Below are 27000 nucleotides of genomic sequence, written 5' to 3'. Positions count from 1 at the left end.
GTGGTCTCGGGTGGTGGCGTTGCGGGGTGGGCCTGCGTGGCGAGGTGCTGCCTGGTGGTCATGTCGACTCCTCACGGCGGCGGGCGGCCCGGCCCGCCGCGATCCAGCCCACGATGCCACCACTCGCCACCACGGCGAGGAATATCGCGACAATCAGCGGGGCGATGTTCAGCGGGGTACCGGACGCGGCGCGCGTGGCGGCCACGCCCGTGGGTGACGCGGTGTCCTGCGGGGTCTCCTCCGAGGGGCTGCGGGTGTCCTTCGCCGCCGGACGGGGCGAGCCGCCGGGATGGGCCGCGTCGGTCCGGCGGTCATCGGGACGATCGGCGGGGCGGTCGGCAGTGCGGTCAGTATCGCGGTCGGCGGTGCGGTCGGCGGTGTGGTCAGCGGGGCGGTCCGGGCAGGTGCGGAGGGCGGGGACCGAGGGCGGGCCGACCGGTCCGGCGTACTCCTCGGCGGGCGTCGGCCCCCCGGGCACGCTGAAGACGAACGCCGCCTTGCCGTACACCGTGCCCCCGCGCCGGTCGCTGATGTCGTCGGCCAGGCTCAGCGCGGTCGGCACGATGCCCAGCAGGTGGTGCACGTTCCGCTCGGTCGCCGCCGAGAACACCGGCTGGTGCGGCAGCCCGGCCGCCGTCAGCAGGCACGAGAACCCCGGCCTGGACGCCCGGACGGCCGCGTCGAGCTGCGCGAACACGCCGGGTCCCTGGTCGAGGAAGGCGTTCAGGTCCGTACGGGACTCCCGCAGCGCCGCCGTCACCGTGCTCAGGTCCGTGATCCCCGAGGCCAGCTCCCCCCGCTTGCCGGCCAGCGTGTGCGTGAGCCGGGTGAGCTGCACCGACAGGTCGTCGAGCACCTCGGCGTTGTCCGCGAGGGTGCCGGTCAGGGTGTGCGCGTCGTCGACGATGCGCCTGATCGCGGGCGCCCGCCCGTCCAGCGCCACGGCCAGCTCGTGCACGATGGTCTTGGCGTCCTCGGGCGGCACCGCGTTCAGCAGCTTGCCGACCCCTTCGAACAGCTTCTTGTAGTCCAGCGGAACGGTCGTCCTGGCCAGCGGGATCGTGTCGCCGGCCGCCAGCGTGGCGCCGGCGGCACCGGTGGCGGGCGGCGAGAGCTCCACGTACGGCTCCCCGATGGCCGACCTGCGCCGCACCTCGGCCGTGACGCCCTTCGGCAGCCGGATCTCCCGGTCGATGTCCAGGCCCACGACGATCTTGCCCGGCGCCAGCCGCACGTCGCCGATCTTGCCGACCCGGACACCCAGGTACGCCACGTCGAACCCCCGGATCAACCCGGGCGAGGAGACGAACTCGGCCGACACGCGGTACGGCCGCTCGATGGCGTCCAGCCGGATGATCGTGCTGAACGCCCAGACCGTCATGACGATCCCCAGCACCACGAAGAACCCCAGGTTCAGGTAGATCCGGTGTCTCATCGCGGCGGCTCCAGCAGCAGGCGGAAGTCCTCCACCCGGTCGCGTACGGGATCCTCCCGGGCGGGCAGCAGCACGCCCTTCAGCCAGACGTAGATCAGCACCTGCCCGTTCACCGTGATCGGCGGCGCGTCGATGAACTTCTGCAGCTTGGCCACCAGCGCCTTCAGGTCCTCCTTGCCCCGCTGCATGGACGACGAGATCGCCTCCAGCTCGCGCAGCAGCGTCCGCAGGCGGGCGGCGTGGCGCGGGTAGACGGTGAGGTTGGCCTCCTCGGCCAGCTTCGTCAGCGCGACGATGGCCTTCTTGACATGCCTGCGCCCGTGCGCGAGCCGCGCGGTGGCCGAGGCCAGTGTGCCCGGCAGCCGGTCCAGCTCGGCGCTGCCCTCGGCCAGGTCGTCCCCGAGCCGGGCCAGGGCGTCGATGCTGGTGCCGAGGTCGCGGCGGGCGGTCGCGTAGGCGTCGGTGACCTCCGCCGTCTGCTTGATCAGCCGGTTGACCTCGTCGCCCTGCCCGGCGAACGCGGTCGAGGCGGCGTCCAGGATGGCGTTCACGTCCTGCGCCCCGAGCGCCTCGATGAGCGGCCCGGCCTTCGCCGTGACCTGCTCGATGTCCGGCTCGACGGACGTCTCGGCGATCGTGGCGCCGTCCTTCAGGTACGGCCCCGTGGCCAGGTCCCGCCCCGCCGGCGGGGCGAGCTGGACGTAGTTCTCGCCCAGCACGGACGTCTTGGCCACGGTGGCCGTGCTGCCCTCGGGCACCCGGTGCGCGGACTGGATCGACATCGTCACCCTGGCCCGGTAGCCCTGCAGCCGGATGCCGGTGACGGTGCCCACGCGTACGTCGGAGATCTGCACGCTGTGCCCGGTCACCAGGCTCTGCACGTCGTCGAAGACCGCGTGCAGGGTGAGGTCGCCGGTGGTCGCGCCGAGCGTCTGCAGCGAGCACGACGCCGTCACGGCCAGCGCCGCCAGCCCGGCCAGCAGCCGTACGCTCATCGCCGGCCTCCCCGCTGCGCGAAGGGGCAGTTGCTGAGCCCGCCGGGCAGGCACGGCACCTCGCCCAGGTTCAGCGCGTCGAACAGCGGGGTCAGCCACGCCCTGGTCATGGCGTTGAGCACGACGCGGATCTTGAGCACGTGCTGCTTCCGGTCCCAGGAGTCGATCAGGATGTCGGCGAAGTCGGCCGCGCCCTTGACGGCCCGCGCCGCGGACGCGCTGTTGGCCCTGACCGTCAGCACCAGCTCGGCCAGCGTCCCCGCGGCCTGCGGGAGCCGCTGCGCGTACTGCTCGATGAGCACGTCGCCGCGCCGCACGAAACCCGCCATGGAGGTGACGAAGCCGCGCAGCCGCCGCCGCTCCTCCGCCAGGATCGCGCTGGCCTCGGAGAAGGCGTCGATGGCGCCCGTCACCTGGCTCTCGCGCTCGTTGAGGCTGGTGGCCAGCTTGTTCAGGCCCTTGGCCAGGTCGATGAGCCGCTGGTCCTGCTCGGCCAGGATGCCGGTGAGCTCGGAGGTGTCGGCGATCGCGTTGTTGATCGTCCTGCCCCGTCCCCTGACCCCGTCGGCTAGGTCGCCGGCCACGTCGCCCAGCTTGTCGTCGTCGAGCGCGTCGGTCAGCTTGGTGAAGGCGTCGAGCGCGTCGTCGATCTCCACCGGCAGGTCGGTGCGCTCCAGCGGGATGGTGGCCCCCGACCGGATCCGCTGCTGCCCCGGTTTCCACGGGGGATAGAGCACGACGTTGCGCTCGCCGAGCGTGTTCTGCGGCGCGACGACGGCCTTGACGTGGGACGGCAGCGGAACCTGCCGGTCGATCCGCAGCTCGGCCCGTACCTTGTCGCCCATGATGCGGATCCGCTCCACGTAACCGGCGTCGAGCCCCATCACCTTCACCCGCGCCTCCTCGTACAGGGAGGGCGCCTTGCCGAAGATCGCCACCAGCCGGTACGGCTCCGCCCCCACCGCCGAGCACCCGGACGCCAGGAGGACGCCTGCCAGCAACACCGCCACGAGCCGTCTCATCTGTCGCTCTTCCTGTCCTTGGCGATGGCGGCCAGCACCTCCGGGTTGATGGGCCCCAGGCCGGTGGCGATGGCCTCCAGCCACGGCCCCTGCCCGCCCATCGTGGACAGGCCGGCGAACGTCGGGCCCGCCCAGGCCAGCAGCGAGTTCAGCCGCTCGTTGCTGCCGCTGAGCCGCGTGGTGATGGCGGCGTTGTCGTCGAGCACCTGGACGAGCGTCCGCTCGTGCTCGGCGATCAGCCGGGTCGTGCTCTGCACGAGGTCGCTGCCGTCGCCGAGCAGCGTGCGCAGCTCGGTGCGGCGCCTGCGCAGCTCGTTCAGCATGACCTCGAGGGCGTCGATCAGCCGTCCGAGCTGCCGATCCTTCTTCTCCAGGACGTCCATGACGCGGGTGCCGTTGTCCAGCAGCCGCTGCAGCTGAGGCTCGCTCTTGCTGATGGTGTCGGAGAGGTCGCCGATGTTGTCCAGCAGCCGGGTGACGCGGCCGCGCTTGAAGGTGTCCATCTTGCCGAGCTCCGCGAGCAGGTCGTCCACGGCTTCGGTGTCCAGCCGCTCGACCAGCCGGGTCGCGTCCTTGACGGCGTCGTTGATCAGCGTGGGCACGCCGGTCCGCTGCACCGGGACGCGCCGCTGGGCCTCGGGGAGCTGGTCGACGTACGGGGGCGAGACCGGGCCGGTGAGCCGGACGTAGCGGCCGCCGAGCAGGTTGGACAGGGCGATGTCGGCGCGGGTGCCGCGGCCGAGCCGCACGCCGTCGTCCACCTTCCAGGTGACGACCACGTGGCCCTGGCTGTAGTCGGCGCGTACCTCGGTGACCTTGCCCACCCGCACCCCGGCGACCCGTACGTCGTTGCCGGTGCGCAGCCCGCCGGAGTCCACGAACACGCCCGACATGGTGTAGCCGCCCTCCAGCAGCCCCAGGTTGCCTACCAGGAACGTGGCGACGAGGATCACCGCGAGCGTGGCCAGCGACACCAGGCCGACGGCGTGCTTGTTGCGGTCGCGAAACGACTTGAGCGCCATCACCGGCCCACCAGCAGCTTCCGCAGGTCCTTCTCGCTCTGCACCCTGGTGTTGCGCAGCGGCGGCGGCGTCTGCATCCCGTAGGGGCAGGGCGCGGCGCTCAGCGCCACGCAGGGGACCGCGGTGATGAAGTAGTGGCCGCGGTTGACGCTGGAGTACGCCCGCGCGAACAGCGGCTGGAACGTGCTGACGGTCCGGTCGATCGAGCTCACGTTGCGCCGGATGCCGCCGGTCAGCCCCGACAGGTTGTCCACCAGCGCGCCGAGCTCGTCGGCGTTCTTGCCGAGCACCTCGTTGGAGGTGTGGAAGGTCGCCGACAGCTCCACCAGCGCGTCGTCCACCAGCTTCCGGTTGTCGGCGAACGCCTCCGTCAGCGTGACGAGGTTGTCGACGAGCTGCTCGATCTGCTTGTCGCGCTTGGCGACCACGCCGGTGACGGTGGCGTAGTCCTCCAGGAGCTGCTCGATGGTCTTCCTGCGGTCGTTGACCGTGGTGGTGATGGCGTTGACGTTGTCGAGCAGCCTGGGGATGTTGCGGTCGTTGCCCTTGAGCGACTTGGCGGCGGCGGTGAGGAGCTGGTTGATCTGCTCGGGGTCCAGGCTGCGGGTCAGCGGGCCGAGATCGCTGACGAGCTCGCCGATGTCCACGACGGAGGAGGTGCGGGTGATGCGCGAGCCCGGGGGCAGCCGGCCGGGGGCGGTGCCGGGCAGCAGGTAGATCACCCGCTGGCCCACGGCGTTGCGCCAGCGTACGGCGGCCTCGGTGTCGGTGGGGACCCGGACCGCGTCCTGCACCTCCATGGTCACCTCGGCCCGGCCGTCCACGACCCTGATCGTGTCCACCTGGCCGACCGGCGCGCCGGCGATCTTGACCTGGTCGCCCTCGACCAGCCCCGACACGTCGTCGAACATCGCGACCAGCCGGTACCCGCCGCCCGTGCCGACCCGGGCGATCTGCACGCTGATCGCCACGATCAGCGCCACGCAGACGCCGACGAACAACGCGAAGCGGACGAAGGTCCAGCGGCGCCGGACGCGTTCCATGTCAGCGCCTCCCGTCGGTCGGGCCGCAGGCGCCGACGATCAGCTCGCAGACGTCGGTGGCCACGAACGCCTCCACCTGGAGCTGGCGGCTGTTGCCGGGGCCGGGCGCCTCGATCAGCTCGTTCAGCAGGTCGACCAGCTTGTTCAGGCCGCGTACGCCGTCGCCGGCCAGGCCGAGCTGGGCGTAGATGAGCGCGGCCACCCGCTCCCCGGAGTGCACGCCGGCCCGCAGGTTCCCCCGGTGCTTGTCCAGGCCGTGCGCCACCTGTCCGGAGATCGAGGTGATCTCCTGGAGCAGGGCGCGTACCTTGTCGGCCCGCTTGAGCAGGTCGGGGGTGATGACGTTGACGTCGGAGGAGATGGCGACCAGCTCGTCCCCCTTGTCCGACAGGGCCGTGCCGAGGAGGGCGGCGTCGCGCAGGAACTGCCTGGCCCGCTCCCGCTGCCGGTGCGCGACGCCGACGACCGTGCCGGCGTCGCCGATCAGCTCGCGCAGGTCCTCCCCCTGGCCGTCGAGCCCCTTGGCCACGGTGTGCACGATGACCGCGACCTCGCGCGGATCGACGGCGTCCAGGCCGCGGTAGGCGTCGCCGAGCGTGTCGGACAGGTCGAGCGGGTCGCGGGTGTCGGTGATGACGGCGCCGGAGGTCAGGTAGGGGCCGGTGGTCTCGCCGGAGCCCAGGTCGAGGGCGAGGAACTTGGGGCCGAACACCGAGGCCGGCTCCACGGACGCGACCGCCGTCCGGGGCACCCGTACGCCGGGGTCGAGGTGCATGGTGACCACGGCGCGGCCCCGGGCGTCGAGCGCGACGGCGGTCACGTCGCCGACCGTGATGCCGCGGATCTTGACCGGGGAACTGGTGTCCAGGCCCTGCCCGGCGCGGCCGAACACGGCGTCGATCCGGGTGCCGCTGGTCTCGGTGGCGGTGCGGACGACGTACAGGACGGCCGCGGCGAGCACCGCCAGCAACGCGAGCGCGATGCCCAGGCGGGCGGCGAGGGAGAGATCTGCTCTGGCCACCGGCTCACCCCGTCAGCGGTATGTTGCCGCCGGCGCCCCAGAACAGGTACGACAGCAACAGGTTGAGCAGCACGATCGTGACGATCGACTGGCGGATGGCCCGGCCCGCCGCCACCCCCACGCCCACCGGCCCGCCCGTGGCGTGGAAGCCGTGGAAGCAGTGGATGACGATGACGGCGAAGGCGAACACGGCGACCTTGGCGACGCTGAAGGCGATGTCGCTGACCGGTAGGTACAGGTAGAAGTAGTAGTCGTAGACCCCGGGCGCCAGCCCGAACAGCACGGTGCACATCAGCCGGGTGGCGAAGAAGCTGGCGAACAGCGCGATCAGATAGATCGGCACCAGGGCCAGCAGCGCCGCCACCACCCGGGTGCAGATCAGGTAGGTGAAGGCGTTGATGCCCATCACCTCCAGCGCGTCGATCTCCTCCGAGATCCGCATCGCGCCCAGCTCCGCCGTGAACGACGAGCCGACCTGCGCCGCCAGCGCCGTGGCCGCGATGATCGGGGTGATCTCGCGGACGTTGGCGAAGCTGCCGACCAGGCCCATGAACGACTCCGCGCCGATGGCCTGCAGCCCCTGGTAGCCCTGCAGGCCCACGGTCGCGCCCACGACGAACGCCATCGTGAACACCACGAAGATCATCCCGCCGCCGATGACGGTCGCGCCGACGCCCACCACGACGTCGCTGACCTGCCGGATGACGACCTTGAAGTACTTGAGCCGGAGCACGACGTCGCGTACGGAGTAGAACAGCACCTTCCACACGAACAGCGGCCAGTCGGCCAGCGTGGCGAACCGCTCGGCGACGTCCCGCCCCCTGAGGGCGAGTCTGAGGCCGGCCGTCCGCGTCACCATCAGAGCGACCTCGGCGGGTAGGCGAGGAAGTACACGGCCGAGATGACGTAGTTGAACGTGAACACCAGCATGAACGTCACCACGGTCGCCTGGTTGACCGCCCGCCCCACCCCGACCGGGCTGGACGCGCACGTCATGCCCTTGTAGCAGGCCACTCCCGCCGCGATGAACCCGAAGATCCACGCCTTGAACAGCGTGACGTAGAGGTCGGAGGCCACCACCAGCGACAGCGCCCCCTCGAAGTACGCGCCGGGGGTGACGCCCTGGACGATCACGTTGAAGAAGTAGCCGCCGGTCGCGCCCGCCAGGATGACCAGCGGGCACAGGCACACCGCGATCGTGCTGGCCGCCCACATGCGCGGGGTGACCAGGCGATGGATCGGGTTGACCGACATGACCTCCATCGCGCTCAGCTCGTCGCGGATGTGGCGCGCGCCGATGTCGGAGGTCATCGCGCTGCCCCCGGCCCCGGCGATCAGCAGCGCGCTGGCCAGCGGCGCCACCTCGCGGATCAGGCCGACGAAGACCGCGCTGCCGGTGGCCGAGCCGGCGCCGAGCTGGCGGGCCAGCTCGCCCACCTGTAAGGCCACGGTGGCGCCCAGCGGCAGGGAGACCAGCAGCACCGGGACGCTGGTGACGCGGGCGAGGAACCAGCACTGGTCGACGAACTCCCACCACCAGTGCCTGACGTCCCAGCTCCGGCGCAGGCCCTCCAGCACGATGACGAACAGGTCACCGACCTGGCCGAGCGCCGAGCCGGCCCGCCGCCCGACGTACCCGGACCAGGCCATCACCACCTCCGCCGCCTACGGATTGGCAACCCTACTGACGGGCTGTCCAGTAGGCCATGCTTCCGTGGGAATTTGCGGAAAAGGTATGAGAGCCGGCTCGTACCTTGTCAGCCCGGCACGAAACGTGACCGGTCCGTTACGACAGGGCGCCCATCCAGGACTCGATCTCGTCCGGGTGGCGGGGGAGTCCGGACGACATCAGGGTGGCCCCGTCGGCGGTGATCACCAGGTCGTCCTCGATGCGGATGCCGATGCCGCGCAGCTCCCGCGGCAGCGTCAGGTCGTCGGGCTGGAAGTACAGGCCCGGCTCCACGGTCAGCACGTTGCCCTCCTCCAGGACGCCGTCCAGGTAGACCTCCGCCCGCGACTTCGCGCAGTCGTGCACGTCCAGGCCGAGCATGTGGCCGCTGCTGCACAGCGTGTAGCGCCGGTAGAGGCCGGTCTCCATGAGCGTGTCCGTGGAGTCCTTCAGCAGGCCCCAGTCGCGCAGGCCGTCGCAGATGACGCGCATGGCCGCCAGGTGGAAGTCGCGGAAGCGGGCGCCCGGCCTGAGCGTGGCGATGGCCGCCGTCTGGGCCTCGTACACCAGCTCGTACGCCTGCCGCTGCACGGCGCTGAACCGGCCCGACAGGGGGAACGTGCGGGTGACGTCGGCCGTGTACAGCGTGTCCGCCTCCACCCCCGCGTCCAGGAGCAGCAGGTCGGCGGGGTCGAGCGCGCCGTCGTTGCGGATCCAGTGCAGCACGCAGGCGTGCGCCCCCGAGGCCACGATGCTGTCGTAACCGGAGGCGTTGCCCTCCAGCCGTGACCGCAGCCCGAACACGCCCTCCAGATACCGCTCGCCCCGGGGGTGCCCGAACGCCTGCGGCAGCGCGCGCACGACGTCCTCGAAGCCGCGCACGGTGGCGTCCACGGCCGACTGCAGCTCGCCGACCTCCCATTCGTCCTTGACCAGCCGCATCTCCGCCAGGAACGACTCCAGCTCCGTGTCGCCCGCGCCCCTGGGGACCCGCGCGTCCACGGTGGCGTCGACCCCGCGCAGCACCCGTGCCGGGCCGCCCAGCTCCAGGTCGCGGATGTGCGCGCACTCCACCTGGTACAGCTCCGCCGCCTCCGCCAGGTCCGGCCGGGGACCGGCCCAGAACTCGCCGTAGCGGCGGTCGCGGTAGAACTCCTGGCCCTCCTCGCGCGGGGCGCGCGGCCGGACGTACAGGACCGCCTCGCCGGACGGCTCGATCACCAGCACGTCGTCCGACTCGCTCGCCCCCGTCAGGTACGAGTACGCGCTGTGCGGCCGGAACCGGTAGTCGCTGTCGTTGCTGCGCACCTTCAGCGTGCCCGCCGGGATCACCAGCCGCTCACCGGGGAAACGCTGCGCCAGCGCGGCCCGCCGCTTGGCCGCCCACGGCGCGATCGGCTTCGCGCTCACCTGAGCCGTCCGGGTCCCCGCCCACCCGGTGCGCATGAACGCGGCGAGCTCGTCCGTGACGGGCAGATCGTGGCTTCCGGTGTTGAGCGGCTCGGTCATTTGGCGGTCCTTGAGTGAATTTTCGGTTTTTGTATGGGATTAAGTACGGGAGCAGCCTACGTGACCGCTTGACGCGGTCCCCACAGGGTTGTTTGCCTTGACGCAGGGCTTGGAACACTCAGGGCAGAGGTGGTGCACATGCTCATCGGGACGATCCTTCGTGGCAAGGGCAGTGGCGTGACGACCGTGGCGCCTGGAGCGACCGTACGGGAGCTGCTCACCCAGCTCGCCGAGCACAACATCGGGGCCGTCGTCGTGTCCTCCGACGGGGTCACGATCGAGGGGATCGTCTCCGAGCGTGACGTCGTGCGGCGCCTGCACGACCGCGGCGCCGCGATCCTCGACTCGCCGGTCTCGGCGATCATGACCACCGAGGTCACCACGGTCGGACCGGGCGAGAACGTCGACTCGCTGCGCCGGACGATGACCACGCAGCGGTTCCGGCACATGCCCGTCGTGGAGAACGGCCGGCTCGTCGGCATCGTGAGCATCGGTGACGTGGTCAAGAGCGCCATCGAGGAGCTGGAGACGGAGAAGGCGTCGCTCGTCGACTACCTCCACCGTTGACAGGGATGGCACGCTTGGGTCCGTGATGTACGGGCCCCCACCCCCTGACTACCCCCGGGTCCCCGAGTACCCGCGGGCGACGAGCAGTCCGCCGATCATCGTGCTCGTCTCCGGGCTGGCCGCCCTGCTGGGCTTCCTGCTGGGGGTCTTCGTCGGGTTCGGCGCGCAGACGGCGTCGTCGGATGAGTCCGAGCCCAGGGTCACGGTGACGGTCGAGGAGAGCCCCACGGCCGAGCCCGAGCTCTCCATCCCCGCGGACACCACCACCCCGCCGCAGACGGTTCCCAGCCAGACGGCGCCCAGCCAGACCGCGCCGGGCCAGACCCAGCAGGGGCAGACCCAGCCCGGTCAGACCCAGCCCGGTCAGACACAGCCGAGTCAGACGCAGCCGAGTCAGACGCCGCCCGGCCAGACGACCCAGCCCGGTGGCGGTACCGCCACCGGCCCCGCCATCAACCCCGCGTCCCTGCGCACCCTCCTCGTCGGCACCGACATCCAGCCCGGCACCTACCGCACGGCCGGGCCCACCTCCGGGTTCCCCCTCTGCTACTGGGCCAGGCTGAGGAGCACGACCGGCGACGTGATCGCGACCGGCATGCCGACCGGCGCCGCCACCGTCACCATCCAGGCCACGGACAAGGCGTTCCAGACCGGCGGCTGCGCGGAGTGGACCAGGGCGTGACGCCTTTCTCGTGGCGCCCGGCAACGTCGACGGCTGCAGCGACGACGGCGGCTTCCCGCTCAGGGCCGCCGACCGGGTGGATCGGCGCGTAAATCCACGTGTAGGCCGGTGTTGGCACTGGTAGGGCCAGCGTAGGAGGATGCGCTCAGCCCACCAAGGAGGAAGACATGTCGGTGTTGAAGAGCTTCGTGGACAGCGTGCGCAGCGGGGCGATCGAGGTGATCGACCTCACCGCTCCGCTGACGTCGGAGACGCCGATCCTCCAGTTGCCCGAGCCGTTCGGCAACACGATCCCGTTCCGGCTGGAGGAGATCAGCCGCTACGACGACCGAGGCCCGGCCTGGTACTGGAACGACATCCACACCGGTGAGCACACCGGCACCCACTTCGACGCCCCCGTCCACTGGGTGACCGCCCGCGACGGCCAGGACGTCTCCCAGGTGCCCGCGCGCAGCCTCATCGCGCCCGCCGTGGTGCTCGACTTCGCGGCCGAGGCGTCGAAGGACCCCGACTTCCTCCTGCGGATCGACCACGTCAAGGAGTGGGAGCGGGCCAACGGCCCGCTTCCCGAGGGCGGCTGGCTCCTCTACCGCACCGGCTGGGACGCCCGCTCCGCCGACCAGGCCGCCTTCCTGAACGCCAACGAGACCGGGCCGCACACGCCCGGCGTGTCGGTGGAGTGCGCCGAGTGGCTGGCGTCCGAGACCCCCATCCTCGGGCTCGGCGTCGAGACCGTCGGCACCGACGCCGGCGCCGCCCACTCCTTCGACCCGCCCTTCCCCTGCCACTCCTTCCTGCTGGGTGCCGGCAAGTACGGCCTCACCCAGCTGCGCAACATCGACCGCCTGCCGGTGACCGGCGCCGTCGTGGTCGCTCCGCCGCTGCCCATCGTGGGCGGCTCGGGCAGCCCCGTGCGCGTGCTGGCCCTGGTGGAACGTTGATCGTCGCGGAGGCCGTCGGCCGGGCCCTGGCCGCCTGCGGGGCCCGGACCGCCTTCGGGGTGATCGGCAGCGGCAACTTCCACGTCACGAACGCCCTCGTGGCGAGCGGCGCGCGGTTCGTCGCCGCCCGCCACGAGGGCGGGGCCGCCACGATGGCCGACGCCTACGCCCGGATGAGCGGCCAGGCCGGGATCGTGTCGGTCCACCAGGGGCCCGGGCTCACCAACGCGATGACCGGCATCACCGAGGCGGCCAAGAGCCGGACGCCGCTGATCGTCCTGGCCGGTGAGGCCACCGAGGTCCAGTCCAACTTCCACATCGACCAGGCCGCGCTGGCCACGGCGGTGGGGGCGGTGCCGATGCGGGTCACGGAGCCGGGCACCGCCGTGGCCGAGGCGGCGGAGGCGTACCGGATGGCGGTGGCGGAGCGGCGTACGGTGCTGCTGAACCTGCCCCTCGACGTCCAGGCCGCCCCCTACGACGGCCCGCCGCCGTCGGAGATCGCGCCCATGAACGCGGGCGAACCCGCGTCGGGCGAGGTGCCGTCGGGTGAGATCACGGAGCTGGCGCGGGTGCTCGCGGCGGCCCGGCGGCCGGTGTTCATCGCCGGGCGCGGCGCCCGGCACGCGCGCCGTGAGCTGGTGGAGCTGGCCGACCTGACGGGTGCGCTGCTGGCGACGTCCGCGGTGGCCAGGGGGCTCTTCCGCGGCAGCCCGTGGGACCTGGACGTGTCCGGCGGCTTCGCCACGCCGCTGACCGCCGAGCTGATCCGGGGCGCCGACCTCGTCATCGGCTGGGGCTGCGCCCTGAACATGTGGACCACCCGCCACGGCTCCCTGATCTCGCCGGGCACGAAGGTGGTGAAGGTGGACCTCGACCCGGCGGCGCTCAAGACCCACGTGCCCGCCGACCTGGGCGTGGTGGGCGACGTGGCGGCCGTGGCCCGCTCACTGGCCGACCGGCTCGCGACGGGGCCCGCGGAGGGCTGTCGCTCGCCGGAGCTGGCACGGCGGATCCGGGCGGAGGGCCGCTGGCGGGCGGTCCCGTACGAGGACGAGAGCGGCGGCGGCAGGATCGACCCCAGGACCCTCACCATCGGCCTGGACGACCTCCTGCCCCGCGAGCGGATCGTCTCCATCGACTCCGGAAACTTCATGGGATATCCGTCGATGTTCCTCGATGTCCCGGACGAGGGCGGGTTCTGCTTCACCCAGGCGTTCCAGTCGGTCGGGCTGGGCCTGGCGACGGCGATCGGCGCCGCCGTGGCCCGCCCGGACCGGCTCCCGGTGGCCGCGCTCGGCGACGGCGGCGCCCTGATGGGCCTGGCGGAGCTGGAGACCGTGGTCCGCCTGGGCCTGCCGATGGTGATCGTCGTGTACGACGACGAGGCGTACGGCGCCGAGGTCCACCACTTCGGCCCGCACGGGCACCCCCTGGGCACCGTCACGTTCCCCCCGGCCGACCTGGCCGCCATCGCCCGGGGCCAGGGCCTGGCCGCCGTGACCGTCACCGGGCCGGACGACCTGGCGGGCGTGGCCGAATGGCTGGAGGGAGCGCGTGAGCGGCCGCTGCTGGTGCACGCCAAGGTGACGAGGGAGCACGGCTCCTGGTGGCTGGAGGAGGCGTTCAGGGGCCACTGAGCACACAGCGGAGGTCAGAGCTTGCGGAAGGTGCGGGCCTCCTCGGCCGCGGCCAGCACGTCGGCCAGCGGCTGGCCCGCACCCGCCGCCACCGCCGCCGCGATCGCCCCCTCCACGAACGGCACGTCCGCCACCACGACCCGCCCGTCCTCCATCAGCAGCCGGGCGGTCAGCACCGAGCTGCCGAGGTCGGGGATGAGCACCACCCCTTCACCCCGGTCGACGCTGCGCACCGCCGCCTCGATGACGTCCACGCTCGTGCCCAGCCCGCCGTCCTCCATCCCCCCGGCGGCGACCACGGGAGCGTCCTCGCCCGCGATCCCGCGGACCAGCGCCACCGCCTCGGTCGCGAAAGCGGCGCTGTGGGAGACCAGGACCACGCCCACCATTGCTATGCCGCCACGGTGGCCAGCGCCTCCAGGAACAGCGCCGCCGACGCCGCCCCCGGGTCCTCGTGCCCGATGCTGCGCTCCCCGAGGTAACTGGCCCGGCCCTTCCTGGCCTGCATCGGGATCGTGGCCTTGGCGCCCTCGACGGCAGCCCGCGCCGCCTGGTCGAGCCCCTTGCGCACGCCCACCCCGTCGCGTACGGCCAGGGCCAGCGCGCGGGAGGCCGGGGCCAGGGCGTCCACCATGGTCTTGTCGCCCAGCGCGGCCTTGCCCAGCCGCTCGACCGCCACGACCCCCTCCTCGAACGCCGTCGCGAACCCGGCCAGCGTCACCGGCGTCTCCAGCGACTTGCCCATCTGCCGGAACACCGACCCGTACAGCGGCCCGGAGGCGCCCCCGACGCGGCGGATCAGCGTCGTGCCGGCCGTCGTCAGCACCTCCGCCGGGGAGCCCGCCGGCGAGTCGTCCAGCGCCTTGAGCACCTCGGTGAGCCCGCGGTCGAGGTTCGTGCCGTGGTCGGCGTCGCCGATCGCGGCGTCGAGCCGGTTCAGCCGGTCGCGGTTCTCGCGCACCAGCCTGGCCGCCTCCTCGAACCAGGCCAGGAACAGGTCGGTCTCCATCAGCGCCCCCAGCGCAGCGCGGGCGTCTCCACCGGCGCGTCCCACAACCGGGTCAGCGCGTCGTCGACCCGGCAGACGGACACGGAGAAGCCCTGCATGTCCAGGCTCGTCACGTAGTTGCCCACCAGCGAGCGCGAGATCCGCGCCCCCTTGCCCTTGACGAACGCCGCCACTTCCGCGAACACCACGTACAGCTCGATGAGCGGCGTGCCGCCCATGCCGTTCACCATCACCAGCAGGTCGCCCTGGAGCGGCAGGTCGCCGTGGATCGCCTCCATCGCCACGCCTGCCAGCTCGCGCGCCGACACCAGCGGCACCCTGGCCCGGCCGGGCTCGCCGTGGATGCCGATGCCCAGCTCCACCTCCGTCTCGGGCAGGTCGAAGGTCGGCTTCCCGGCCGCCGGAGCCGTGCAGGAGGTCAGCGCGATGCCGAACGACCTGCTGCGCTCATCCACCTCGGCCGCCACCGCCGCGACCTCGGCCAGCGCCGCGCCCTCCTCGGCCAGCGCCCCGGCGATCTTCTCCACGAACACCGTCGCCCCCGTGCCGCGGCGGCCCGCCGTGTAGAGGGAGTCCCGTACGGCCACGTCGTCGTCCACCAGCACGGTGGCCACCTCGATGTCCTCGACCAGCTCGGCGGCCATCTCGAAGTTGAGCACGTCGCCGGTGTAGTTCTTGACGATGTGGAGCACCCCGGCCCCGCCGTCCACGCCCCTCGTCGCCTCGATGATCGGGTCGGGGACCGGCGAGGTGAAGATCTCGCCGGGGCAGGCGGCGTCGAGCATGCCGTGGCCGACGAAACCGGAGTGCAGCGGCTCGTGCCCGGAGCCGCCGCCCGAGACCAGGCCGACCTTCCCCCGCCGCGGCCCCTCGGCCCGGTAGACCACCTGGTCGCGGACCCGCAGCGACGGATGCGCCGCCGCCAGGCCGTTCAGCGCGTCCTCAACGACGGAGTCTGCCGTGTTGATGAGCTTCTTCATGGTCAAAACATCTGCCCGTTTTCACGACCGCGCAAGCGTCGTAGCGTGGGCGGCGTGGAGGTCTTCTACAGCCCGTACGATCCCGCGATCAACGACGAGCCCTACGCCGTCTACGCGCGGCTGCGCGCGCAGGCGCCGCTCTACCACAACGCCGGCCTGGACTTCTGGGCGCTGTCCCGGCACGCCGACGTCTCGGCCGCGCTCACCGACAGCGCGCTGCTGTCCAGCGACCACGGTCCCATGCTCGACCCGGGCGCCTGGGGCACGCACGCCCGCAGGTTCCTGTCGTTCGTGGCGATGGACCCGCCCGAGCACACCCGCATGCGCGCCGCCATCTCCCGGGGTTTCACCCCGCGCCGGGTCGCCGCGCTGGAGCCCATGATCAGGGAGATCGCGCGCGAGCACATCGAGGAGGCCGTCGAGCGGGGGACGTTCGACTTCGCCCGCGACATCGCGGCCAAGCTGCCGCTCGACGTGATCTCCGAGCTGGTGGGCGTGCCGCCGTCGTACCGGGCGGGCGTGCGGCGCGACTTCAGCTCCGTGCTCGCCTACGACCCCGAGGGCAAGATGGCCGAGGACGGCGTCAAGGGCATCGTCTCCCTCGGCGACTACTACCGCTCGATCATCGCCGAGCGCCGGGTGACGCCGGGCGACGACCTCGTCTCCGCGCTCGTCGCCGACGACGAGCTGACCGACGAGGACATCGTGGCGTTCCTGTTCCTGCTCATCGGCGCCGGCGCGGAGACGACCACCCACCTGCTCAGCGCCGCCTGGTACTGGGCGTGGCGCAACCCCGCCCAGCGCGCCGCCGCGTTCGGCGGGGCGATCACAGAGTGGATGGAGGAGTCGCTGCGCTACGACACCCCCGCGCACGGCGTCGCCCGCCGCCTCACGCGGGACACCGAGTGGTACGGCACCCGCGTCCCCGAGGGCGCCAAGGTCTGGCTGCTGATCGGCTCGGCCAACCGCGACGAGGACGTCTTCGCCGACCCGGACGTCTACGACCTGACCCGCGACACCGGCCGGGCCATCAGCTTCGGCGCCGGCCGCCACTACTGCCTCGGCGGCCCGCTGGCCCGCCTGGAGGGCCGGGTGGCGCTGGAGGAGCTCACCAAGGCCGTCTCACCCGACTACGACATCGACGAGACGGGCATCAGGAGGACCGCCCACGGCAATGTCCGGGGGATGGTCAACCTCCCGACTACCGTGAAACGTGCCTGAGTACGTTACCTTCTGCTCATGGCTGAGATCGTGTACCCGCCGGTGATCGCCGCCGCGCGGACCCTCTTTCGCATGCTCGACATCCGCTTCCACATGGAGGGGACCGAGCACGTGCCGCGGACCGGGGGAGCGGTGCTGGTGAGCAACCACATCAGTTACCTCGACTTCATCTTCGCCGGGTTCGCCGCGCTGCCGTCGAAGCGGCTGGTGCGGTTCATGGCCAAGCAGGACGTGTTCGACAACCGGATCTCGGGGCCGTTGATGCGCGGGATGCACCACATCTCGGTGGACCGGGGGGCGGGGGCGGGCTCGTACGCCACGGCGCTGCGGATGTTGAAGGCCGGCGAGGTGGTGGGCGTGTTCGCCGAGGCCACGATCAGCAGGTCGTTCACCGTCAAGGAGATCAAGAACGGCGCGATCCGGATGGCCCAGGCGACGAACACGCCGGTCATCCCGGTGGCGCTGTGGGGCGACCACCGGCTGTGGACCAAGGGCCGGCCGCGCAAGCTGCTGCAGCGGCACGTGCCGGTCACCATCCTGGTGGGCGAGCCGATGCACCCCAAGCGCGGGGAGAACGTCAACGACCACACGGCCGACCTGCACCGGCGGATGTCGGAGCTGGTGGACCGGGCGCAGCGCACCTACCCGGAGATCCCGCCGGGCGTGTGGTGGCAGCCGGCCCACCTCGGGGGGACGGCGCCGACCCCGGAGGAGGCGGCCGCCATGGACGCCGCCGAGGCCGAGGCCAGGTCGAAGAAGGTGGAGTAGACCGGCCGCTGTCTGCGAGGCGGCGGTCTGCCGAATTCGGGATAACCGGCCATTATCACGTACATGACGCATGCGCGTGCTCGTCGAGGTCATGGGCGTGGGATGTTGCGCAGGTTCGAGCGGGCGAGCTGGATCATGCGGCCGACGCCGCCGCTGAGCACGAGCTTGCTGGTGGTGGTGGCGAAGCCGGCCAGTTGCTGTCCGGTGATGCGCGGGGGCATGGACAGGGCGTTGGGGTCGGTGACGAGATCGAGCAGGACCGGTCCGTCGTGGTCGAGTGTCTGGCGTAGTGCGTCTCGCACGTCGCGTGGATCGTCGACCCGGATGCCGTGAACACCGGCCGCGCGGGCGATGGCCGCGTAGTCGGTGGGCGGGTACGTCGTGCCGTACGGCGGGAAGCCGGCGACCAGCATCTCCAGGTCGACCATGCCGAGCGCGGAGTTGTCGAACAGCACGATCTTGACCGGCAGGTCGTACTGCGGCAGCGTGAGCAGGTCGCCCATCAGCATGGAGAGTCCGCCGTCGCCCGACAGGGAGATGACCTGCCGGCCGCGGTCGGTCAGTTGCGCGCCGATGGCCTGGGGCATGGCGTTGGCCATCGACCCGTGGGAGAAGGAGCCGAGCAGGCGGCGCCGGCCGTTCGGGGACAGGTAGCGGGCCGCCCAGACGGTGCACATGCCGGTGTCGGCGGTGAAGATCGCATCCTCGGCGGCTTCCTCGTCCAGCAGGGAGGCGACGTATTCGGGGTGGATCGGGCGGTGCTGCCCGACGTCGCGGGTGTAGGCGGCGACGGCGCCTTCCAGGGCGTCGGCATGCTTCTTCAGCATGCGGTTCAGGAAGCGGCGCTCGCTCTTCTCCCGTACCTGCGGCGTCAGCGCGCGCAGGGTCTCGCGGACGTCGCCCCAGACGGCCAGGTCCAGTGTGCAGCGACGGCCCAGGTTCTCGGGGCGGATGTCGACCTGGACGATGCGCACGTCGCCGGGCAGGAAGGCGGTGTAGGGGAAGTCGGTGCCCAGCAGGATGAGCAGGTCGGCCTCGTGCATCGCGTCGTAGGCGGCGCCGTAGCCGATCAGGCCGGACATGCCGACGTCGAACGGGTTGTCGTACTGGATCCATTCCTTGCCGCGCAGCGCGTGCCCGACCGGTGCCTTGACGCGTTCGGCGAAGGCCATGACCTCCTCGTGGGAGCCGGCCGTGCCGCTGCCGCAGAACAGTGTGATCTTCTCGGCCTCGTCGACCAGCCGGGCCAGCTCGGCGATCTCGGCCTCGCCGGGTCGTACGACCGGCCGCCGGGTGAGCAGGGCAGGTTCGGCGGTCCGCTGCGGCGCGTCCTGGCCGGCGATGTCTCCCGACATGCTGACGACCGCGACGCCCGAGCGGCCGATCGCATGCTGGATGGCGGTCTGCAGGATGCGCGGCATCTGCGTCGGATGTGAGATCAGCTCGGAGTAGTGGCTGCATTCGGCGAACAACCGGTCCGGGTGGGTCTCCTGGAAGAACGAGGTGCCGATCTCGGCGCTGGGGATGTGGGCGGCCAGCGCCAGCACCGGCGCCATGCTGCGCTGCGCGTCGAACAACCCGTTGATCAGGTGCAGATGGCCTGGGCCGCAACTGCCCGCACACGCGCCCAGACGCCCGGTGAGCTGCGCCTCCGCGCCTGCCGCGAACGCCCCGACCTCCTCGTGCCGCACCTGCACCCACTCGATCGCCGGATGCCGGCGTACGGCGTCGGTGACGGGATTGAGGCTGTCACCGACGACGCCGTACAACCGCTCGACCCCGGCCCGCGCGAGAATGTCCGCGAACTGCTCCGCGACGCTCTGCTTGGCCATACCCCGATGCCCCCGTCTGCTCGAACCCCAGGTCGGCCTGCGGGCCCCCGCCCTCAATCGGCCGAATCTCCCTGTCCCGGCTAGCGTTCCCGTTTCCGCCGGTACGAAGAGTGGCGGCGTGCTGCCGGCGCATGGCACGCCGACCTGGTCGCGGTGTGCCCCGTGGGGACGACATGCGCTCCTGGCGGGCGACTGTTCGCCCTGCGTCTGAACCGCTCCGACTTTCTTGGGGACTGGTGTGCCCCGGCTCGAGTGGAGGCGGATTTCTGGATTCTCCTCCCGCATCACCGCCAAGGTGCTGTCCGATCCGGGGTGGATCGGTGACCGGGGACGCGGTCTGTCTAGATAGCGGAGAGTCGGGCACTGGGATGGGATAAAGGGACCTCTGCTGTGGGACTAGAGTGACGCGGTTGCCGGGCAGGTGGGGCTGTGTGTCGGCGCTGCCTGAACGCTGCGGGGCTGGGCGAGGACGACGCAGCGTGATCCAGCCGGACTGGAGTGTGAGTGTGGCTAGTTGGTTCCGGCGGCGAGTTCACTGAACAGCTTGTTCGCCGCGTCCGAGGTGAACTGACGCTGCAGTTCGGCGCGTGCGACTCGCTTGCGGAACTCGCCTTCGTGGCCGGTGAAGCCGGCGTTGTGCATGGTGTCGGTGATCCAGGTCGCGAACGCCTGGTAGTTCCAGATGTGCGGCAGGCAGGTCTCGGAGTAGCTGTCGAGGAGGCTGGAATCGCCTTCCTTGACCTGGCGGATGACGGCACGGGCGAAGACCTCGGTGTCGTGGAGGGCGAGGTGGATGCCCTTGGCGCTCATCGGCGGAACGATGTGAGCCGCGTCGCCGAGGAGGAACAGCTTGCCGTAGCGCATCGGGTCGAACACCACGCTGCGCAGCGGCACAATCTGCCTGGTGGCGATCTTGCCGCTCGGCACCGGGCAGCCGAAGCGGGCCTCCAGTTCGCGCCAGATGCGCTCGTCCGGCCACGGCTCGGGGGTGTCGTCGATCGAGCACTGCAGGTAGATGCGGCTGGCCTGCGGGCCCCGGGGGATCATGCCGGCCAAAACCTCCTCCAGCCCCCACTCCCGGAACATCCGCACCCCGAAGGTGTCGATGGTCCCGGCGCGCTGACGCCGCTCGACATAGGCGCGTGGGTGCTTTTTCAGCACGATGCAGTCGATACCGTTGCGAGCAGGAAGTTGCCGAGCGTCAGGCCGGCGACGCCGGCCCCGACGATGACGTCGGCCATGTTGTCGCGTGTCTCAGTCATGTGTGTGCGAGCCTCCGTGCCGAAAGCGCTGGCCGATCACGCCGGCGGCGCGAACGAGCCCTCGCCGACCTGATCAACCAGTTCGCGCAGGAAGAAACCGACCCTGACCGGCGCCTGACCGCCTGGGAAGCATCCGGAACTTTGGATCTCCTGACCTGAGGGCCTCACTGCCCACCGAGGCCGCGCCCGGCACGTCCGACGGCGCCTCTTCACGCGGCTGATGGATCTTTCAGAGCGTTCGATCCCCCAGAACGATGAACGTCCGGCGCGGCGTGGATGCTTACAGCTGAGATAGCTCACGCCGCTGGTGGAGGAACCTGTTGCTGGTCTGGTCCAAGTCGAGGCTGCGCCAGTATCTCCAGCACCCTCTCAACGGCCCGCTGGTGCGGCAGCCGTAGCCAACCTCCTTGCCTAACGTGCCTCACAGGCCTTCAAGCGGCTGACCAGCTATTTCGCTCGCCTACCCCAGATGATCAACGTAGTCTCGCTCGGCGTGTTCGTCGCCCGCTCCACCGTCCCCGGGCGCGGGCGAGTGTGGCAGCCCAGGACAAGAGCCCCGTGTTCTATGATCATGGCCCTATGAGCCGATTGCCCACGCTGTCTGCCACGGAAATCCCTTCGGAACGGCTGCTGCTTCGCAGAGCGTTGCACGATGCCGATCGTGAAGGATTCATCGAGCTCTCGACCGATCCTGAAGTTCGCGCATACCTTGGCGGTCCCCGGCCTCGGAGTGAGGTCGAGCAGCGCTTTGATGCGGTCATCACCGCTGAGGCGGCATCCAGGCCTGGCAATTACATCATCGCGGACAACACGACGAACCGGCTCATCGGGACCTTGATGCTCGCCCGCCGGTCGACCGAGAGCCCCGGGCATGTCACCGAGGATGGCGAGGAACTGGAACTGGGCTATGTGCTGCGGCGCAGCGCATGGGGCGCGGGGATCGCGTTCGAGGCCGCCACGGCCGCGTTGCGCGCTGCGGCTGACGAACTCCCCGACCAGCCGGTCCTACTGGTGACCCAGACCGCGAACGAGCGATCTCTGAAACTCGCCGCCCGCCTCGGCTTCCGCCCCGTCAGCACGTTCCAGGAGTTCGACGCCGAGCAGACCCTCTGCACCGCTCCCCTGTCCATGTTCCACATCTGATCACCGCATCAACACAGCGGCCCTCAGGCCAAGAGCCCCCGGGGTTTCGGGCGCTTCCCAGACGGTCACCTGCCGCTCAGGGTCGGTTTACTGCAGCGGGGACCATCGCCGGGCGGGCAGCAGTCGTTCCTGTCGGCGCTGTCCGCGGACGCTTGGTTGCTCTGCTGGCCGTGGCTCTGGGAGCCGTTGACCGTGTCGGCTGGCCTATTTCAGTAGAAATCCGCCGATTGGGTGGTGATCTGAGCGCGTTTGACCACCGGACCGTTGGCGGAGCCGGGGATCGCCATGACGGCGCCGGTCTCGCTGTGGCCGGAGACCCAGGTGGTGACGATCCAGGGGCGTGGAAACAGGGCGGAGGGCTCGCCGAGGCGTCGAGGGACGGGAACGGGCAGCGGGAGGCGCGGGGCGAGGGCGGGCAGCCAGGTGTGCTCCTTGCGCAGCAGCGCGTCCGCGTCCTGCGTCGCCCAGGGCAACCGGACGGCGAGGTCGTCGCCGAGCCGCCAGAGCTGGTTGTCCCAGCCCCGCGCGCCGCTCACCGGGTAATCGGCCAGGTCGGGGTGCTGGTCACGCCCGCGACTTCCAGGCAAGGCCTCATATGGACAAGACGCCCGGGAGGCGATGAACGGTTGGGGTATTTCCGAAAACCGTACAGACATGATCATCTACGGCCGGGCATACCGCCGATATACCGGCGCTCCCTACGCTCCCTACGACAGATGCAAGTCAAGGTAACGGAAAGGGCATCATGCGACTGAGCACCATACTTCGGCATGCGGCGATCGTCGGGACCGCGGGACTGACGTTGTCGATCGTCGGCGCCGGCGGCGCTTCCGCCTCTGCGTCAGCTGACAAGACTCTCAGCGGCAGTTGCTCGTCGGACCCCAAGGGTTACAGCGGCTCGGCGCGCTACTACTACAACAGCGCAGGGAGTGACGTCTTCACCAAGTTCACGTACACGATTGGCGGTCGCGCCGGATCGAAGACCGACGTGGCCATCGATGTCTATTCGGACAAGAACAACGCGGTCGACAAGTGGCACGGCGGTTGGGGCACCGACAGCGCCAAGGTGGGCACGAAGAGCGCGACCGTCCACATCATCAGCCCGGCGAAGGACAAGGTCTACGTGAAATTCTGGGTGCGCTGGGACCTTCCGGGCCTCGACCCCACGTGCAGCTTCCAGACCAAGCGGATCTAGCGGCCGATGAACCACCGCGCACTTGTCGCGTCCCTGCTGGCGCTGGTGGCGGTCACGTCGTGTTCCACCGGCGGTGAGCAGGAAATTCCGCCGGTCTTCGTCGCCGCCTCCTCGACGGGGGCGATCGTGTACGACCCGCAGACCGAATCGCACCTCGGGTACGCCTCGGACGGGCGGCACGTGTGGACGGACAAGCAGGCTGCCGTCTGCGCGGCCCGATGCCCTGAAGCGGCCTTCTCCACCGCCACCCGGAAGGTGCTGAGCCGGCGGGGCGATGCGGACACGGTCGTCGCCGAGGGAGGCACGCTCCAGATCCAGCGTTCGGACGGCAAGAAGGAGAGCCATCAGGTCGCCGGCGTGGAGAACGTCCTCTGGCGGGAGAGCCCCGACCGGACGACGGCTCTGCTGCTCTACGCCGACCCCACGCTGCCAGGCGGTGAGATCCTGCGCTTCCAGCGCGACGCTCACGGATGGCGGGCTACAGGGGAGCGCGTGCCCGCCGGGGGGTTCTGGGGTGGCTGCGTCGGCGGAGACTGGGCGGTCCTGACCGGCGAGCGCGGAGGGATACTCAAGGACGGGACCGTCGTTCCCCTTCAGGTCGATCTCGACCAGCCCGGGGAATGTGTGGCCGGTACGCGAGGGGGCGCGGTGGTGTCCCGCTACGTCGACCAGCGCGGAACCCATCACACCGAGGTGCGCGGCATCGACCCGAGCGGGCGGCAGACGTGGTCGCGCGATGTCGCCGCTCGGGCCGGTGTGATCGCCGATCCGTCCGGTACGGCGGTCGGCCTGGTCCACGATGGTGAGCTGGAATTGCTCGACGTCAAGGGGGAGGTCCGCGAGCGGCGTGAGGACGTCGTCGCGGCCAGCTTCACTGAGACGGGCCGCCTGGTGACGGTGAACGCCGACGGCGAGGTCACCTGGGCCGCATAAAGCTCACTCATCCGCGTGTCAGACGGCGTGTACGCCTGTGCGAACGTGCCGGGCCGGTTCGGCCAGCGCACAAGCCTCATCGCTGTGCGGCGAGATCTCATCGGCGTGCCGATCCCAGCGCTGTAGCACCCACACCACCTGGGGCGGCGCATCGTTCGGAGGGCCCTGAGGGGCGCTCGCCTCGGTCGCCGGCCTCAGGGCCGTCACCTCAGCGCGGACCTGACCCGTCCACTGGCCAAGCTCCTCCGGATCAACGAACTCACGAACTCCTCCAGATCCCTGTTCAACTACTTCCGCAACAAGGAAGACCTCGCGCTGCGGCTGCGCGCCTGGATCGCCACCGGGCTCGGGCACGAGCGCGTCTCGGCGATCACCGCCCGCGAGATGACCGCCTGGCACGATCACCTGGCCGCCGCCGGGCGGCGCGCGAAAGACCGGCAGCACGGCCGTCATGGCACCGGCGACGGTCAACAACCACCTTGCCCACGCCTCGGCGCTGTTCTCCTGGATCAGCGCCCACGCCCCGGCCACCCTGGCCCAGCTACAGCCGCGCGATCCCGAGCACCTACGACAGACCAATCAGGCCAGGCCGACTGGGGCACGCGGCAAAGGCCGCACCACATTGACGCTTACTTGGTCTGCCCCCACCGGATCTCCGACATATGATCATGCGCATATGCGCGAAATCACCGAACCCCCGATCGCCCGGGTGGACGTCGTGCGCGAGACCCTCCACGGCATCACACTTGAGGATCCCTACCGGTGGATGGAAACCGAAGGTGAGGAGTTCCACCACTGGCTGGACGGCCAGGCCAGGCACGCCCACGAGCACCTGGACGCCCTGCCGCACCGCTCCGGCCTGCTGACCCGGATCCGAGAACTGGGCGGTGCGCTCACGCAGTACTTCGGCCTCGCGATGGCGGCCGACAGGGTCTTCGCCCTGGTGCGCGAGCCGGACGCCCGCGTGCCGGTGCTGACGGTGACCGAGGCCGGCGGAGCGAGCAGGGCCTTGTTCGACCCCGGCACGGTGCCGGGCGACGGGCATCACGCCATCGACTGGTACGTGCCCTCCCCCGACGGCCGCCACGTCGCCTGCGCCGTCTCCGCCTCCGGGTCGGAGGACAGCTCCATCCACGTGATCGACGCCGACTCCGGCGCCCTCCGGGAGACGATCCCGCCCACGACGCGTTTCGCCTTCCTGAGCTGGCTGGAGGACAGCCGGTCGTTCGTCTATCACCGCTACGTGGAGCGGCACCGCTTGGACAGCCGCTCCTTCCTGCATCAGCTGGGCGCCGACCCGGCGCAGGACACAGTGGTGCTGGCGCGCGGCCTCAATCCCCACGTCGAGCTGACCCCGCGGGACCGGCCTTTCCTGGTGGTGCCGCCGCGAGGCGAGTGGATGCTGGCGATCGTCTCCCACGGCGCGCTCAGCCCCTGGCCCTGGACCGGCGAGCAGCTGAGCGACTGCACGGTGTACGTGGCGCCGCGCGCCGGGCTGGCCGACCCGGCCGCCTGCCCGTGGCGGCTGGTCGCGGGCGTGGCGGACGGCGTGACCGCCTTCGCCACCAGCCACGACACCCTCTACCTGGTCTCCCATCGGGACGCGCCGCGCTCCCGTGTGCTGGCCGTTCCGCTTGCCGTACCAGATCTGTCCCGGGCCCGGGTGGTCGTGCCCGCGGGTGAACGGGCGGTGGAGGCGGTGCGGGTGGTGGGCGACCGGCTGCTGGTGCGCGATCTCGACGGCGGCGTCAGCCGGGTACGGCACGCGCCCCTGTCCGGCGGCGAGCCCGCCGACCTCCCGATGCCGGTGGACGGCGCCATCCTGGAGTGGACCACCCACCCAGCGCGGCCCGAAGCCCTGCTGCTGGTGGCCGGCTGGACCGACGCGCCGCGGCTCTACCGCTACGACGGCCAGTCCCTCCAGGACACCGGGCTGGCGCCCCTCTCACTGGTGGACTTCGGCGACGTGCACGTCCGTACTCTGCACGTGCCCGCGAGGGACGAGACGCCGATCCCGCTCACGGTCATCCACCACAAGGACCTGGAGCTGGACGGCGACAACCCGGCCGTGCTCACCGGCTACGGCTCCCACGGGTTCATCGACCTGCCGGAGTTCCGTCCCGAGATGCTCGCCTGGTACGAGCGTGGCGGCGTCTACGCCGTCGCGCACCTGCGCGGCGGCGGCGCCTACGGCCGCGAGTGGCACGAGGCCGGGCGCGGCGAGCGCAAGGAGGCCACCATCACGGACTTCATCGACTGCGCCGAGCATCTCATCGCCCTCGGCTACACCCGCCCGGGACGGCTGGCCGCCGAGGGCGCCAGTAGCGGCGGCATCCCCACCGGCGGCGCGCTGGTGCGCCGCCCCGATCTGTGGGCGGCCATGGCGATCCAGGTGCCGACGGTGAACGCCACGCGCAACGAGTTCACCGAGAGCGGGCCGATCAACGTGCCGGAGTTCGGCAGCGTCACCACCGAGGAAGGCCTGCGTGCCCTGCTGATCATCGACGCCTACCTGCGGGTTCGGGACGGCGTGCCGTACCCGGCGGTGCTGCTGACCACCGGCCTGCACGACGCGCGGGTGCCGCCGTGGCAGCCGGCGAAGCTGGCTGCTCGCCTGCAGGCGGCCACGGCCTCCGGACGGCCGGTGCTGCTGCGCGTCGAGGAGCACGGCGGCCACGGCGCCGGCTCGACCAGAGACCAGGAGCACGCACTACTCGCCGATGTGCTGGCCTTCATCCTGCGCGCGTCCGACGGGTCATGATGACGACAGACATGTCGGGTACGGCACGTACGCGCCCTCAGCCACATCGCGGCCCTGCCGTCCGGCGGCCCGTCGATCCCGGCCTGCGTGTGACGCTCGACTTCCATCCTGACCGCCTGGTGGGCGAGCCGGCGATCCTCGACAGGCCGGCAAGGACGGCGTCTACCTCTCCCAGCTCGTCACCGGGACCAGCAACGGGGGCCTGACCCCCATCCCGGCGGGGACAGGTGGCGCTCGGAGAGCAGCATCGTCGCGGGGGGGGGGGGGGCCGGGGGCCCGCCCCCCCAACGGGCGGCGGCCGCGCCCCCCCGGGGGGGGGGGGGGGGGCGCCCCCCGGGGGGGCGCCCCCC

At 71.1% G+C, this 27000-nt stretch carries 26 protein-coding genes; 10 read left to right on the top strand and 16 right to left on the bottom strand.

The genetic code is table 11. The features are described 5' to 3' along the window. Positions 1-58 precede the first annotated feature (58 nt). The 9 genes from AB0J69_RS52920 to AB0J69_RS52880 form a co-directional block, all read right to left on the bottom strand. A complete protein-coding gene (locus tag AB0J69_RS52920) occupies positions 59-1435 on the bottom strand; it encodes an MCE family protein (protein ID WP_364134854.1) in 1377 nt (458 codons plus the stop codon). Beyond that, positions 1432-2430, bottom strand: coding sequence for an MCE family protein (locus AB0J69_RS52915; RefSeq protein WP_364134852.1), 999 nt, complete (start codon positions 2428-2430; stop codon positions 1432-1434). The genes AB0J69_RS52920 and AB0J69_RS52915 overlap by 4 nt, the downstream gene beginning before the upstream one ends. After that, positions 2427-3452, bottom strand: coding sequence for an MCE family protein (locus tag AB0J69_RS52910; RefSeq protein WP_364134850.1), 1026 nt, complete (start codon positions 3450-3452; stop codon positions 2427-2429). Before AB0J69_RS52910 ends, AB0J69_RS52915 begins: the two co-directional genes overlap by 4 nt. After that, positions 3449-4474 carry an MlaD family protein gene (locus AB0J69_RS52905; RefSeq protein ID WP_364134847.1) on the bottom strand — a complete coding sequence of 342 codons (1026 nt, stop codon included), beginning with the start codon at positions 4472-4474 and terminating at the stop codon, positions 3449-3451. Before AB0J69_RS52905 ends, AB0J69_RS52910 begins: the two co-directional genes overlap by 4 nt. Further along, entirely contained in the window at positions 4474-5517 is a 1044-nt protein-coding gene (locus AB0J69_RS52900) for an MlaD family protein (RefSeq protein WP_364134845.1), read from the bottom strand. Before AB0J69_RS52900 ends, AB0J69_RS52905 begins: the two co-directional genes overlap by 1 nt. A gap of 1 nt (position 5518) precedes the next feature. Further along, entirely contained in the window at positions 5519-6538 is a 1020-nt protein-coding gene (locus AB0J69_RS52895; protein WP_364134843.1) for an MlaD family protein, read from the bottom strand. 4 nt (positions 6539-6542) lie between these two features. Next, positions 6543-7397, bottom strand: a complete 855-nt coding sequence (locus tag AB0J69_RS52890) for an ABC transporter permease (RefSeq protein WP_364134840.1) — start codon at positions 7395-7397, stop codon at positions 6543-6545. After that, complete coding sequence (locus tag AB0J69_RS52885; RefSeq protein WP_364134837.1) at positions 7397-8188, bottom strand: ABC transporter permease; 792 nt, start codon at positions 8186-8188, stop codon at positions 7397-7399. The genes AB0J69_RS52890 and AB0J69_RS52885 overlap by 1 nt, the downstream gene beginning before the upstream one ends. 136 nt (positions 8189-8324) lie before the next feature. Then, complete coding sequence (locus tag AB0J69_RS52880; protein WP_364134835.1) at positions 8325-9716, bottom strand: aminopeptidase P family protein; 1392 nt, start codon at positions 9714-9716, stop codon at positions 8325-8327. 138 nt (positions 9717-9854) lie between these two features. On the opposite strand from AB0J69_RS52880, the gene AB0J69_RS52875 reads away from it, so the two are divergent. From AB0J69_RS52875 to AB0J69_RS52860, 4 genes are all read left to right on the top strand, one after another. Further along, positions 9855-10283, top strand: coding sequence for a CBS domain-containing protein (locus tag AB0J69_RS52875; protein ID WP_364134832.1), 429 nt, complete (start codon positions 9855-9857; stop codon positions 10281-10283). 22 nt (positions 10284-10305) lie between these two features. Beyond that, positions 10306-10965, top strand: coding sequence for a hypothetical protein (locus AB0J69_RS52870; protein ID WP_364134829.1), 660 nt, complete (start codon positions 10306-10308; stop codon positions 10963-10965). A gap of 167 nt (positions 10966-11132) precedes the next feature. Then, positions 11133-11906, top strand: a complete 774-nt coding sequence (locus AB0J69_RS52865; RefSeq protein ID WP_364134826.1) for a cyclase family protein — start codon at positions 11133-11135, stop codon at positions 11904-11906. Further along, positions 11903-13546, top strand: a complete 1644-nt coding sequence (locus tag AB0J69_RS52860) for a thiamine pyrophosphate-binding protein (RefSeq protein WP_364134823.1) — start codon at positions 11903-11905, stop codon at positions 13544-13546. The genes AB0J69_RS52865 and AB0J69_RS52860 overlap by 4 nt, the downstream gene beginning before the upstream one ends. A gap of 14 nt (positions 13547-13560) precedes the next feature. On the opposite strand, the gene AB0J69_RS52855 is transcribed toward AB0J69_RS52860, so the two are convergent. Genes AB0J69_RS52855 through dhaK form a run of 3 tightly spaced genes read right to left on the bottom strand, consistent with a single transcriptional unit; the run spans position 13561 to position 15535 of the window. Further along, on the bottom strand, positions 13561-13935 hold the full coding sequence (locus tag AB0J69_RS52855; RefSeq protein ID WP_364134821.1) for a phosphoenolpyruvate--protein phosphotransferase: 375 nt from the start codon (positions 13933-13935) through the stop codon (positions 13561-13563). A 2-nt stretch (positions 13936-13937) separates the two neighbouring features. Beyond that, positions 13938-14555, bottom strand: coding sequence for a dihydroxyacetone kinase subunit DhaL (dhaL, locus tag AB0J69_RS52850; protein WP_364134818.1), 618 nt, complete (start codon positions 14553-14555; stop codon positions 13938-13940). Then, positions 14555-15535 carry a dihydroxyacetone kinase subunit DhaK gene (gene dhaK / locus AB0J69_RS52845; RefSeq protein WP_364134815.1) on the bottom strand — a complete coding sequence of 327 codons (981 nt, stop codon included), beginning with the start codon at positions 15533-15535 and terminating at the stop codon, positions 14555-14557. Before dhaK ends, dhaL begins: the two co-directional genes overlap by 1 nt. A 54-nt stretch (positions 15536-15589) precedes the next feature. Here dhaK and AB0J69_RS52840 point away from each other — a divergent pair, with 54 nt between their 5' ends. After that, positions 15590-16756: a cytochrome P450 gene (locus tag AB0J69_RS52840; protein ID WP_364134812.1), complete on the top strand. Its 1167-nt coding sequence runs from the start codon at positions 15590-15592 to the stop codon at positions 16754-16756. Between the two features lie 18 nt (positions 16757-16774). Further along, positions 16775-17524 (top strand): lysophospholipid acyltransferase family protein, encoded by a 750-nt coding sequence (locus AB0J69_RS52835; RefSeq protein ID WP_364134809.1) that lies wholly within the window; start codon positions 16775-16777, stop codon positions 17522-17524. An 89-nt stretch (positions 17525-17613) separates the two neighbouring features. On the opposite strand, the gene AB0J69_RS52830 is transcribed toward AB0J69_RS52835, so the two are convergent. Both AB0J69_RS52830 and AB0J69_RS52825 read right to left on the bottom strand, forming a co-directional pair. Next, positions 17614-19356, bottom strand: a complete 1743-nt coding sequence (locus AB0J69_RS52830) for a pyruvate dehydrogenase (protein ID WP_364134806.1) — start codon at positions 19354-19356, stop codon at positions 17614-17616. A gap of 510 nt (positions 19357-19866) precedes the next feature. Then, a complete protein-coding gene (locus AB0J69_RS52825) occupies positions 19867-20517 on the bottom strand; it encodes an FAD-dependent monooxygenase (RefSeq protein ID WP_364134803.1) in 651 nt (216 codons plus the stop codon). Between the two features lie 680 nt (positions 20518-21197). Between AB0J69_RS52825 and AB0J69_RS52820 the strand changes: the two genes are divergently transcribed. Beyond that, positions 21198-21761 (top strand): GNAT family N-acetyltransferase, encoded by a 564-nt coding sequence (locus AB0J69_RS52820; protein WP_364134800.1) that lies wholly within the window; start codon positions 21198-21200, stop codon positions 21759-21761. A gap of 209 nt (positions 21762-21970) precedes the next feature. On the opposite strand, the gene AB0J69_RS52815 is transcribed toward AB0J69_RS52820, so the two are convergent. Next, positions 21971-22381 carry a phosphotransferase gene (locus AB0J69_RS52815; RefSeq protein ID WP_364134894.1) on the bottom strand — a complete coding sequence of 137 codons (411 nt, stop codon included), beginning with the start codon at positions 22379-22381 and terminating at the stop codon, positions 21971-21973. A gap of 125 nt (positions 22382-22506) precedes the next feature. Here AB0J69_RS52815 and AB0J69_RS52810 point away from each other — a divergent pair, with 125 nt between their 5' ends. Both AB0J69_RS52810 and AB0J69_RS52805 read left to right on the top strand, forming a co-directional pair. Beyond that, complete coding sequence (locus AB0J69_RS52810) at positions 22507-22956, top strand: hypothetical protein (protein WP_364134797.1); 450 nt, start codon at positions 22507-22509, stop codon at positions 22954-22956. 6 nt (positions 22957-22962) lie between these two features. Beyond that, positions 22963-23889 carry a hypothetical protein gene (locus AB0J69_RS52805; RefSeq protein WP_364134795.1) on the top strand — a complete coding sequence of 309 codons (927 nt, stop codon included), beginning with the start codon at positions 22963-22965 and terminating at the stop codon, positions 23887-23889. Positions 23890-23907: 18 nt separating this feature from the next. Here AB0J69_RS52805 and AB0J69_RS52800 read toward each other — a convergent pair whose 3' ends face one another. Continuing rightward, entirely contained in the window at positions 23908-24420 is a 513-nt protein-coding gene (locus AB0J69_RS52800; RefSeq protein ID WP_364134792.1) for a hypothetical protein, read from the bottom strand. Between the two features lie 145 nt (positions 24421-24565). Here AB0J69_RS52800 and AB0J69_RS52795 point away from each other — a divergent pair, with 145 nt between their 5' ends. Continuing rightward, positions 24566-26650, top strand: coding sequence for a prolyl oligopeptidase family serine peptidase (locus AB0J69_RS52795; protein WP_364134789.1), 2085 nt, complete (start codon positions 24566-24568; stop codon positions 26648-26650). Positions 26651-27000: the final 350 nt, after the last annotated feature.

Origin of the sequence: Nonomuraea sp. NPDC049709, assembly GCF_040674815.1 — a bacterium.
Classification (GTDB): Bacteria; Actinomycetota; Actinomycetes; order Streptosporangiales; family Streptosporangiaceae; genus Nonomuraea.
Note: the sequence above shows the minus strand (reverse complement) of the source record. Positions and strands in the feature narration are given on the sequence as shown.

Coding starts and splice junctions, on each gene's coding strand:
- AB0J69_RS52920 (WP_364134854.1), bottom strand. CDS start 1,435: ATGAGACACCGGATCTACCTGAACCTGGGGTTCTTCGTGGTGCTGGGG.
- AB0J69_RS52915 (WP_364134852.1), bottom strand. CDS start 2,430: ATGAGCGTACGGCTGCTGGCCGGGCTGGCGGCGCTGGCCGTGACGGCG.
- AB0J69_RS52910 (WP_364134850.1), bottom strand. CDS start 3,452: ATGAGACGGCTCGTGGCGGTGTTGCTGGCAGGCGTCCTCCTGGCGTCC.
- AB0J69_RS52905 (WP_364134847.1), bottom strand. CDS start 4,474: ATGGCGCTCAAGTCGTTTCGCGACCGCAACAAGCACGCCGTCGGCCTG.
- AB0J69_RS52900 (WP_364134845.1), bottom strand. CDS start 5,517: ATGGAACGCGTCCGGCGCCGCTGGACCTTCGTCCGCTTCGCGTTGTTC.
- AB0J69_RS52890 (WP_364134840.1), bottom strand. CDS start 7,397: ATGGTGACGCGGACGGCCGGCCTCAGACTCGCCCTCAGGGGGCGGGAC.
- AB0J69_RS52885 (WP_364134837.1), bottom strand. CDS start 8,188: ATGGCCTGGTCCGGGTACGTCGGGCGGCGGGCCGGCTCGGCGCTCGGC.
- AB0J69_RS52880 (WP_364134835.1), bottom strand. CDS start 9,716: ATGACCGAGCCGCTCAACACCGGAAGCCACGATCTGCCCGTCACGGAC.
- AB0J69_RS52875 (WP_364134832.1), top strand. CDS start 9,855: ATGCTCATCGGGACGATCCTTCGTGGCAAGGGCAGTGGCGTGACGACC.
- AB0J69_RS52865 (WP_364134826.1), top strand. CDS start 11,133: ATGTCGGTGTTGAAGAGCTTCGTGGACAGCGTGCGCAGCGGGGCGATC.
- AB0J69_RS52855 (WP_364134821.1), bottom strand. CDS start 13,935: ATGGTGGGCGTGGTCCTGGTCTCCCACAGCGCCGCTTTCGCGACCGAG.
- dhaL (WP_364134818.1), bottom strand. CDS start 14,555: ATGGAGACCGACCTGTTCCTGGCCTGGTTCGAGGAGGCGGCCAGGCTG.
- dhaK (WP_364134815.1), bottom strand. CDS start 15,535: ATGAAGAAGCTCATCAACACGGCAGACTCCGTCGTTGAGGACGCGCTG.
- AB0J69_RS52835 (WP_364134809.1), top strand. CDS start 16,775: ATGGCTGAGATCGTGTACCCGCCGGTGATCGCCGCCGCGCGGACCCTC.
- AB0J69_RS52830 (WP_364134806.1), bottom strand. CDS start 19,356: ATGGCCAAGCAGAGCGTCGCGGAGCAGTTCGCGGACATTCTCGCGCGG.
- AB0J69_RS52820 (WP_364134800.1), top strand. CDS start 21,198: ATGAGCCGATTGCCCACGCTGTCTGCCACGGAAATCCCTTCGGAACGG.
- AB0J69_RS52810 (WP_364134797.1), top strand. CDS start 22,507: ATGCGACTGAGCACCATACTTCGGCATGCGGCGATCGTCGGGACCGCG.
- AB0J69_RS52805 (WP_364134795.1), top strand. CDS start 22,963: ATGAACCACCGCGCACTTGTCGCGTCCCTGCTGGCGCTGGTGGCGGTC.
- AB0J69_RS52795 (WP_364134789.1), top strand. CDS start 24,566: ATGCGCGAAATCACCGAACCCCCGATCGCCCGGGTGGACGTCGTGCGC.